Here is a 9,046-nt window from a genome sequence, read left to right on the forward strand (position 1 = left end):
CCCACCCACCCTCGACGAGGTCTTCCTGCGCCTCACCGCCCGGAAGGAGGCCGCCGCATGAGCGCGCTGGTCGTCGACAGCGCCGCGGTCCTGGTCCGCAACCTCCAGCGGATCCGGCACGCGCCCGCGATCACGGTCATGACACAGACGATGCCGATCACGTTCCTGCTGTTCTTCGGGTACGTCTTCGGCAGCGCGCTCGCGATGCCGGGCGAGGAGTACCGGGCGTTCCTGGTCCCGGGAATGCTGGTGGCGACCGTCGCGAACGGCGTCATGACCGGGATGTTCGGCTCCGCTCAGGACACGCACCGCGGTGTGACGGACCGGTTCCGTACGCTGCCGATGAGCCGCTCCGCCGTCCCCCTGGGCCAGGCGGTGGCCGATCTGCTGACGACGGCGGTCGGGCTCGTGCCGCTGCTGCTGGTCGGGGTCGCGATGGGCTGGAGGGTCGAGGGCGGATGGCCGGCCGCGGCGGGCGCCTTCGGCCTGTTGCTGCTCTTCCGCTTCGCCGCCACCTGGGTCGGCATCCTGCTCGGCCTCGTCTCACGGAGCGAGGAGGCGGCCGGGCAGCTGGGCGGCGCGACCTTCATGCTGCCGCTGCTGTCCAACGCGTACATCCCGACCGACAACCTGCCGGACTGGCTGCGCACCGTCGCCGAGTGGAACCCCATCAGCGCGGTGACCACGGCGGTTCGGGACCTCTTCGGCAACGCCCCGGTGCCGGAGGGCGCCGCCTGGCCGGTGGCCCATCCCGTCGCCGGGTCGATGCTGTGGTGCGCGCTGCTGATCGGCGTGTCCGCGCCGCTCGCCGTACGCCGCTACACACACGGCGAGTGAGGGCCCTTACTGACAAAGCCCCTGGGCGGCGGACATGATCCGTTCCATGGATCGTCTTCCGCTGCCCCTGGAGGGCATCACCGTCGTCACCGTCGAGCAGGCCGTCGCCGCCCCCTTCGCCACCCGGCAGCTCGCCGACCTCGGCGCACGGGTGATCAAGGTCGAGCGGGTGGACGGCGGGGACTTCGCGCGCGGGTACGACACGGCGGCGGGCGGCCTCGCCTCGCACTTCGTGTGGTGCAACCGCGGCAAGGAGTCGATCGCGCTGGACCTGAAGGACCCGCGGGGCCTTCAGGTCGTACGGCGCCTCGTGGCGGACGCGGACGTCTTCGTGCAGAACCTCGCGCAGGGCGCGGCGGCCCGCCTCGGTCTGGACGCGGCCACGCTGTGCTCCGCGCACCCACGACTGGTCGCGGTCGACATCTCGGGGTACGGGCCGTCGGGGCCGTACGCGGACAAGCGGGCCTACGACATGCTCGTGCAGTGCGAGGCGGGGCTGGTGTCGGTGACGGGGACGCCCGAGCAGCCCGTGAAGGCGGGGATTCCGGCGGCGGACATCGCGGCGGCCATGTACGCGTTCTCGGGGGTGCTCGCGGCGCTCGTGCGGCGCGGGACGACCGGGCGGGGCGGGCCGGTGGAGGTGTCCATGCTGGAGGCGCTCGCCGAGTGGATGGGACACCCGCTGCACCACACGATGCACGGCGGGACTCCCCCGGCGCGGACGGGCCTCGGTCACGCCGTCATCGCCCCCTACGACGCCTACGCCACGGCGGACGGCGGGCGGGTGCTGCTGTCGGTGCAGAACAACCGGGAGTGGCGGCGGCTGGCCGAACAGGTGCTGAAGCGGCCGGAGTTGGGGACCGACCCGGCGTTCGCCACGAACGCGGCGCGGGTCGAACGTCGCGAACGGACGGACGAGTTGGTCGGTGAAGCGCTGGGCGCGCTCGACACGGACGAGGCGGTGACCCGGCTGGAGGCGGCCGGGATCGCCTGCGCGCGTCTCAGGGACCTGCACGAGGTGGCGGAACATCCGCAGCTGACGGCCCGTGAGCGGTGGCGGGAGGTGGGGACGCCGGTGGGGCCGCTGAAGGCACTGCTGCCCCCGATCACGCTGCCGGGCGGGGAGGCGGCACGGATGGGGGCCGTACCCGCGCTCGGGGAACACACCGTGACGCTGCTGCGTGCCGTGGGGATGACGGACGCCGAGATCGCAGCACTACGCCGGGACGGTGTGATCGCCTGAGCGCGGGCCTTGCGGTGAAGCCCGTGGTGCTCAGCGGCCGCCGAACAGCGTGCGGCGCAGCCGACGCAGCGGCGCGAAGAGCGAGAGCCGACCCATGCGCGTGCCCTTGCCGCTCCGCTCGTGCGGTTCGCGTGCGGTGAGCTCGCGCATCAGCGTCGTCGCCTCGGCCGCCTCACGCTGTGGCACGGCAGGGCCGCCCAGCACCGAGAGATGGCGGTCGAGACGCGAACTGCTCGCGCTGCTCCCGCAGGTGATCGCAGGGACTCGCGCCCTGCGCGCTGTTATCTGTTCCATGTCACTCCCCACCCGTACGAGTCCACCCGGCCCGGGCAGGGTAACCCTATCGCCCTCACGGGGCACGCGTGTATCTCGGTCACAGGATTCACCTACCCCGTAAGGACGTTGACGATTACTCTCCGAATCCGACAGATTTCAGGGCGAGTTGGGCGATCGGCTGACTGGTGGGCTGCGCTGATCCCCCGTTGGGTTCGACCGTCACGGCGAGTGACGTCGCGTCGTCGTTCATTCCGCTCGTGACCAAGGGCGTGTCCCCCTGGAACAGGCCCAGGGAGCGTGGTTGCACGTCGGGGCGCATGAGCCAGAGCTGGTGCACGCGGCCGCTCGGAAGGTCGCCCAGCCCGCTCAGGGTGACGATCGCGCGCCCCTCCTTGGCGGAAGCGATCACTCCGATTCCTCTCCCCCGGGCGTCCCGTTCATTCGTCGCGCGGGCGTCGGGGGCGGCGAGAATGTTGGCGATCTCACGTGACTGGGCGCGCGCCGTGTCCAGTTGGTCCTGCGTGCGCGTCGCCTGCACCGCGAAGAGGGAGGCCACGACGAGCGCCGCGGCGGCCGTGGCGGTGGCCAGCGGTGCGAAGAGGGGGCGCATGCGGGGAGCGCGCCGCCGGGGCGGTGGTGGTTCGGTGCCCCAGACGTGGGCCGGAAGATGGTGCGGGCGCGGCGGGGCGGCGCCCAGGGGCGAGGCCTCCTGCGGTGTGTTGCGTACGGCGGCGAGGACCCGGTCGCGCATCGCGAGCGGAGCCGGGGCCGCCGTCGACCACGCGAGACGCACCGCGTCCTCGGACAGCGCCCGCACCTCGGCGGTACACCGGTCGCACGTCCTGAGGTGCTTCTCGAACCGGGCCCGCTCGTGGGGCTCCAGCGCGTCCAGCGCGTAGGGAGCGGCGAGCGAGTGCAGATCCCGTTTCGACTGCCTGCCGAACAGGCTCATGCGACACCTCCCAGGCACTCGCGCAGCCGGGTCAGGCCGTCACGCATGCGGGTCTTGACCGTGCCGAGCGGCAGGGACAGTTGTTCGGCGACTTCACGGTACGTGTAGCCGTCGTAGTAGGCGAGGGTGACCGACTGGCGCTGCAGGCTGGTCAGCCGCTCCAGGCAGTGGCGTACCCACTCCCGTTCGAGGCCGGCCTCCACCTCCTCGGCGACCTGGTCGAAGGCGGGGTGATGGGCACGCATGCCCTCGCGCTGCTCGCGCTCCGTGGCCGCGCGGGCGCTGCGCACCCGGTCGACGGCGCGGCGGTGCGCGAGGGTGAGGATCCAGGACAGGGCGCTGCCCCGGCCGGGGTCGAACCGGCCCGCGGAGCGCCACAGTTCCAGCAGCACCTCCTGCGCCACCTCCTCCGACTGGGCAGGGTCCCGTACGACCCGGCGCACCAGCCCGAACACGGGCCCGGACACGAGTCCGTACAGCTCCTCGAATGCCTTCTGGTCACCTCCGGCCACCCGGACCAGAAGTTCGTCCGCCTCCACTCGCTCCCCCTCTGCTCCGGCCGCGCCGCAGGGCCATCCCCTCGTGTAAGGCATTCGCAACGTACCCACCTCCGGATGGGGTACGGATCGGGCGGCCGAAAATTCATGTCCTCCGTCGATGAAACAAGATTCCAAAGTCGCCGTAAGAACGTTTGAGATTCGACCAATCCGCCCTGCCGACCGCTCCGAATGGCGTTCGTCAGGCAAGTTGGGACAGAGGACGGACGGCATGACGGACGGCATGACAAGTACTTCCAGGAGCGGCGCGGGGCGCAGGAGCATCGCGACCCTCGTGTGTGGCGCGCTGGCCGCCGGGGGGCTCACAGCCGCCGGTGTGGCCGCGTTCGCGCCGGGGGCGGCCTCCGCCTCCAGCCACCGGGAGGCCCCCCTCATCTCGGGGCAGCCCCAGTTCGACAACACGGACCTGTACGCGTTCGTCAGCCCGGACAAGCCGGACACGACGACGATCGTGGCCAACTGGATCCCCATGGAGGAGCCCGCGGGCGGGCCGAACTTCTTCCAGTTCGCCGAGGACGCGGAGTACGACATCCGCGTCGACAAGGACGGCGACGCGCAGGAAGACCTCATCTTCCGCTACACGTTCAAGACGAAGACGAAGAACGACAAGAGTTTCCTGTACAACACGGGCGTGGTCGAGAGCCTCGACGACAAGGACCTCAACATCACGCAGACGTACGACATCGAGCTCATCAAGCTCAAGAACCGGCGCGCGGTGTCCAAGACGAAGCTCGCGGACGACGTGTGGGTCGCGCCGTCGAACGTCGGCAAGGCGTCGATGCCGGACTTCAAGAAGCTGCGCGACGAGGCGGTCTACGAGACCGCGAGCGGCGTGACGACGTTCGCCGGACAGGCCGACGACCCGTTCTTCGCCGACCTGCGCGTCTTCGACCTGCTGTACGGCGCCGACCTCTCCGAGGTCGGGCGGGACACGCTCAAGCAGTACAACGTCAACTCGATCGCCCTTCAGGTGCCGAGCGAGGCGATCATCGAGTCGCACGACCAGCCGATCACCGGCATCTGGTCCACGACCCAGCGCGAGGGCGCCGACGGTCAGTACCACCAGGTCTCGCGCCTCGGTATGCCGCTGGTCAACGAGGTCGTGAACCCCATCAAGGACAAGGACACGTTCAACGCGTCCTCGCCCGTGGACGACGCCCAGTTCCTGGAGAACGTCACCGAACCCGAGCTGCCGAAGCTCTTCGAGGCGATCTACAAGATCCCGGCGCCCGACGAGCCGCGCAACGACCTGGTCGACGTCTTCCTGAAGGGCGTCAAGGACCTCAACCAGCCGCCGTACGTCACCCCGTCGGAGCAGCTGCGTCTCAACACCTCCATCAAGCCCACCAAGAAGCCGAAGCGGCTCGGTGTGCTCGACGGTGACACCCAGGGCTTCCCGAACGGGCGCCGGCTCACCGACGACGTGCTCGACATCGCGGTGCAGGTCGTCGAGGGCGAGCTGCTGGGTGCGAAGAACGACCTCGGTGACGCGGTCGACAAGAACGACAAGAAGTTCGGCAACTACTTCCCGTACATCGGTCTGCCGACGGCCGGTTCGCGCGGCAAGACCGTCGAGGGCAACACCACGGACAGCGTGCGCAGCGGGCTCGGTGACGGCCTGACCGGCGCGAGCAGCAAGGACAACACCATGCTGATCGCCTCTTCCGCGGCGGGTGGCGCGGGCGGCTTCCTGCTCATCGCCACCGGCCTGTTCTGGTGGCGCCGCCGGCGGAACGAGCGGGCGTACTACTGATCCGTCCCGCACCCGCACCGGGCCGGTGACTGACCGGCCCGGTGCCACACGAACTGGCGCGGTCCGCACGTATCCATCCCCCACGGCGCGGGCCGCGCCGCCTGTCGGTCACCACGAACCATCGCGTCACGGAACCTGAGGAGAGGGCATGTCCCCGCGTACGAACGAGAGCGCGCCGGAGGGCGAGCGCCGGGACGAGGACACGGGTGCCCATGCCCTCGCGGGCGGCGGAAGCGAGCGGGAGGCGGCCCCGACGGGCCTCGCCCGCGCCGCGGCCGACGGCCCGGACCTCACCGTCGGTCCGGGCGTCACCAACGGTTCGGACGACACCGACGGTCCGGGCGTCACCGACGGTCCGGACGACACCGACGGTCCGGGCGTCACCGACGGTCCGGACGACACCGACGGTCCGGGCGTCACCGACGGGCGCGATGCCGCTGGTGACCGCGACGCCGCCGAGGCCGAGCGCGGCGCCGTCGGCCACCACGACCCCGCCGCGGCCGGCACCGGCGCCGCCGTGGCCAAGGCCAGCGGCGACAACGGCCATCACTACCTCGCAGAGGCCGAGCCCGGCGCCACTGAGGCACAGGCCAAGACCGACGGCACCGGCACGACCGATACCGGGCGGGCCCAGCACGAAACCGGCCCCCGACTCGTCGCCGCCCAGGCCCAGCACAGCGCAACCGGTCACCACGACCCCGTCGAGGCCGGCACCGGCGCCACCCAGCCCGACGGCACCGCCACCGGCGAAACGGACACCGCCCGGGCCGAGCAAGACACCACCGCCGAACCCGCCGGACAGGCAGTGCACGAAATCACCGGCCCACCCGCCGGGCAGGCAGCGCACCGCATCGCTGCCCGGCCCGTCGGCGAGCCGAGGCGGGGCCGGGTGCTGCGGCTTGCCGCGTGTGCGGCGGCGCTGGCCGTGGCGATCACTTCGGGGGCCATCGCGCTTGGCCACCGCGAGGAGCAGCCGGTGAGCACGTCGAACTCGTCCGGCATCACGGCCCAACTGCTCGCCGGCGGGGACCTCGACGCGAACGTCGCCACCCTTCAGTCCCATCTCCGCGCCCAGCCGAAGGACTACCTCTCCTGGGCCACGCTGGGTCTCGCCTATGTGGAGCAGGCCCGTACCAAGGGCGATCCGGCCCGTTACCCGCAGGCCGAGAAGGCCCTGAAGCGCTCGCTGGACCTGCGCCCGGACAACGACCCGGCGCTCGCGGGACAGGCCGCCCTCGCCGCGGCCCGCCACGACTTCAAGCACGCCCTCCGCTACGCCGACCAGGCGTTGGAGCAGAACCCGTACAGCGAACGGGCGTTGTCGACGCGGATCGACGCCCTGGTGGAGCTCGGCCGCTACGACGACGCCTCGAAGGCCGCCGACCTGGCGGACGACCGGCGCCCCGGCATCCCCGTCTTCACGCGGTACGCGTACGTGCACGAGTTGCGCGGCGACACGAAGACCGCCGAGCGGGTCCTGAAGCTGGCCCTCAACTCCGCGATGGGACGCGGCGACATCGCGTACGTGGCCACACAGCTCGGACAACTCGCCTGGAAGCAGGGCGACTACAAGGGGGCGCTCAACCACTTCGCCCGGGCCCTCGCCGCCGACGACGAGTACCTCCCCGCGCTGGAGGGCCGGGCCCGCGCCGAGGCCGCGAGCGGCGACCGGGACGGCGCGATCCGCACCCTGGAGAAGGTCGTCGCGACCTACCCGCTGCCGGGACCGCTCGTCGAGCTGGGCGAGCTGTACGAGGTGAAGGGCGACAAGACGAAGGCCCGCGACCAGTACACGCTGGTGAACGCCTGGACCTCGATCGCCCGCGCCAACGGCGTCAACGCCGACCTCGACACCGCGCTCGCCGACGCCGACCACGGTGACCGCGAGGAGGCCCTGCGCGCGGCCCGTGCCGAGTTCAAGCTCCGGCAGACGGTCCACACGGCGGACGCGCTCGCCTGGGCGCTGCACGTCAACGGCCGCAGCGACGAGGCCCTGCCGTACGCGCGCCGCGCGGCGGCCACCGGCTACAAGGACGCGACGTTCCTCTACCACCGCGGGATGATCGAGCAGGCCACGGGCAACGACGACGAAGCCCGGCGCTCACTGGACGCGGCGCTCGACCTCAACTCCGGCTTCTCCCCGCTGGGCGCGGAGAAGGCCCGTAAGGCGCTCAAGGTTCTGGAGGCGGCCAAGTGACGTTCCGTCGGCGTGTGTTCGCCTCCTGCACGGCGGTCTTCGTGGCCGTCTGCGCCCTCGTGCTGCTCCCCGCCGGGGCCGCGAGCGCGCATCCCCTCGGCAACTTCACCGTCAACCGGTACGACGGTCTCGTCGCCGCCTCCGGCACGCTCCGCGTCCTCCACGTCGAGGACCTGGCGGAGATCCCGGCGACCCAGGCCGAGCCCGCCGTCAAGAGGCAGGGCATGCGGGAGTGGGCCGCGGCGCGGTGCGCGACGGCCGCCCGGGACAGCGAGGTCACCGTCGGCGGCAAGGACGTGGCGCTGAAGGTCGGAGCGAGCAGCGCCGAGGAGCGGCCCGGACAGGCCGGGCTCACGACCCTGCGCGTGGAGTGCCGGCTGACCGCTCCCCTTCCCGACCGGGCGACCTCGGTACGTTTCCACGCCGCCGTGGACTCCGGCCCGGGCTGGCGCGAGGTCACCGCCCAGGGCGACCGGATGACGCTGACGGCGTCGGACGTGCCCGAGAAGTCCGTGTCCCGGCAGCTGAACAGCTATCCGCAGGAGTTGTTGCAGTCGCCGGAGGACACCGCGTCGGCGTCCCTGAAGGTGCGGCCGGGCGGACCGGCGCTGGCCGCGGACGAGGACGACGCGCCGGGCGCCTCGATCCTGCCGCGCGGCGCGGACCGCTGGACGAAGGCGCTCGACGACCTGGTGGGCCGTCAGGACCTGACCATCGGTTTCGGGGCGCTGGCCCTGGGCATCGCCGTGTTCCTCGGGGCGATGCACGCGATGGCTCCCGGTCACGGCAAGACGATCATGGCCGCGACCGCCGCGGCCCGCGGCAACGCCACGTTCCGCGACGTCCTGCCCATGATCGTCTCGGTGACGATCACGCACACCCTCGGCGTGGTCGCCCTGGGCCTGCTCATCGCCGCCGGGTCGTCCGCCGCGCCGTCCGTGATCACATGGCTCGGCGTCGCGAGCGGCCTCCTGGTGATGGCGGCGGGCATCAGCCTCGTACGCCGTGCCCTGCTGAACCGGAAGCTCATGCGGCAGCACGAGCACGACCACGGTCACGACCACCACGGGCACACGCACGAGCACGACCATGACCACGATCACGGGCACGGGCACACTCACGAGCACGCCGACGCCCCCGCCTCCGAGCCCGAGCCCGAGCGTGCGCTGGTCCTCGCCCACGCCCACGCCCCCGCGGACGGCGAGAGCCACACCCACGAGCACCCCCACAC

At 71.7% G+C, this 9,046-nt stretch carries 8 protein-coding genes; 5 read left to right on the top strand and 3 right to left on the bottom strand.

The window, feature by feature from the left end; translation table 11 throughout:
• Positions 1 to 57 precede the first annotated feature (57 nt).
• Positions 58 to 837, top strand: a complete 780-nt coding sequence (locus FNH08_RS36205) for an ABC transporter permease (protein ID WP_152775772.1) — start codon at positions 58 to 60, stop codon at positions 835 to 837.
• A 46-nt stretch (positions 838 to 883) separates the two neighbouring features.
• Positions 884 to 2,080 carry a CaiB/BaiF CoA transferase family protein gene (locus FNH08_RS36210; RefSeq protein WP_152775773.1) on the top strand — a complete coding sequence of 399 codons (1,197 nt, stop codon included), beginning with the start codon at positions 884 to 886 and terminating at the stop codon, positions 2,078 to 2,080.
• A 30-nt stretch (positions 2,081 to 2,110) separates the two neighbouring features.
• Here FNH08_RS36210 and FNH08_RS36215 read toward each other — a convergent pair whose 3' ends face one another.
• The 3 genes from FNH08_RS36215 to FNH08_RS36225 all read right to left on the bottom strand — a co-directional run bounded on the left by FNH08_RS36215 (position 2,111) and on the right by FNH08_RS36225 (position 3,847).
• Complete coding sequence (locus FNH08_RS36215) at positions 2,111 to 2,374, bottom strand: hypothetical protein (protein WP_152775774.1); 264 nt, start codon at positions 2,372 to 2,374, stop codon at positions 2,111 to 2,113.
• Positions 2,375 to 2,489: 115 nt separating this feature from the next.
• Complete coding sequence (locus tag FNH08_RS36220) at positions 2,490 to 3,308, bottom strand: anti-sigma factor (protein ID WP_152775775.1); 819 nt, start codon at positions 3,306 to 3,308, stop codon at positions 2,490 to 2,492.
• Positions 3,305 to 3,847, bottom strand: a complete 543-nt coding sequence (locus tag FNH08_RS36225) for a sigma-70 family RNA polymerase sigma factor (protein ID WP_322726057.1) — start codon at positions 3,845 to 3,847, stop codon at positions 3,305 to 3,307. The genes FNH08_RS36220 and FNH08_RS36225 overlap by 4 nt, the downstream gene beginning before the upstream one ends.
• 241 nt (positions 3,848 to 4,088) lie before the next feature.
• Between FNH08_RS36225 and FNH08_RS36230 the strand changes: the two genes are divergently transcribed.
• The 3 genes from FNH08_RS36230 to FNH08_RS36240 all read left to right on the top strand — a co-directional run.
• Positions 4,089 to 5,618, top strand: a complete 1,530-nt coding sequence (locus tag FNH08_RS36230; RefSeq protein ID WP_152775777.1) for a DUF4331 domain-containing protein — start codon at positions 4,089 to 4,091, stop codon at positions 5,616 to 5,618.
• Positions 5,619 to 5,766: 148 nt separating this feature from the next.
• Positions 5,767 to 7,815, top strand: coding sequence for a tetratricopeptide repeat protein (locus FNH08_RS36235; protein ID WP_152775778.1), 2,049 nt, complete (start codon positions 5,767 to 5,769; stop codon positions 7,813 to 7,815).
• Positions 7,812 to 9,046 (top strand): nickel transporter (locus FNH08_RS36240; RefSeq protein WP_322726058.1); only part of this gene is annotated, 1,235 nt, incomplete at its 3' end. The genes FNH08_RS36235 and FNH08_RS36240, both read left to right, overlap by 4 nt.

Origin of the sequence: Streptomyces spongiae (assembly GCF_009377185.1) — a bacterium.
Classification (GTDB): Bacteria; Actinomycetota; Actinomycetes; order Streptomycetales; family Streptomycetaceae; genus Streptomyces; species Streptomyces spongiae.

What these genes read in the sequence shown, in the direction of transcription:
- FNH08_RS36205 (WP_152775772.1), top strand. Translation starts at nt 58, where the DNA reads ATGAGCGCGCTGGTCGTCGACAGCGCCGCGGTCCTGGTCCGCAACCTC.
- FNH08_RS36210 (WP_152775773.1), top strand. Translation starts at nt 884, where the DNA reads ATGGATCGTCTTCCGCTGCCCCTGGAGGGCATCACCGTCGTCACCGTC.
- FNH08_RS36215 (WP_152775774.1), bottom strand. Translation starts at nt 2,374, where the DNA reads ATGGAACAGATAACAGCGCGCAGGGCGCGAGTCCCTGCGATCACCTGC.
- FNH08_RS36220 (WP_152775775.1), bottom strand. Translation starts at nt 3,308, where the DNA reads ATGAGCCTGTTCGGCAGGCAGTCGAAACGGGATCTGCACTCGCTCGCC.
- FNH08_RS36230 (WP_152775777.1), top strand. Translation starts at nt 4,089, where the DNA reads ATGACAAGTACTTCCAGGAGCGGCGCGGGGCGCAGGAGCATCGCGACC.
- FNH08_RS36235 (WP_152775778.1), top strand. Translation starts at nt 5,767, where the DNA reads ATGTCCCCGCGTACGAACGAGAGCGCGCCGGAGGGCGAGCGCCGGGAC.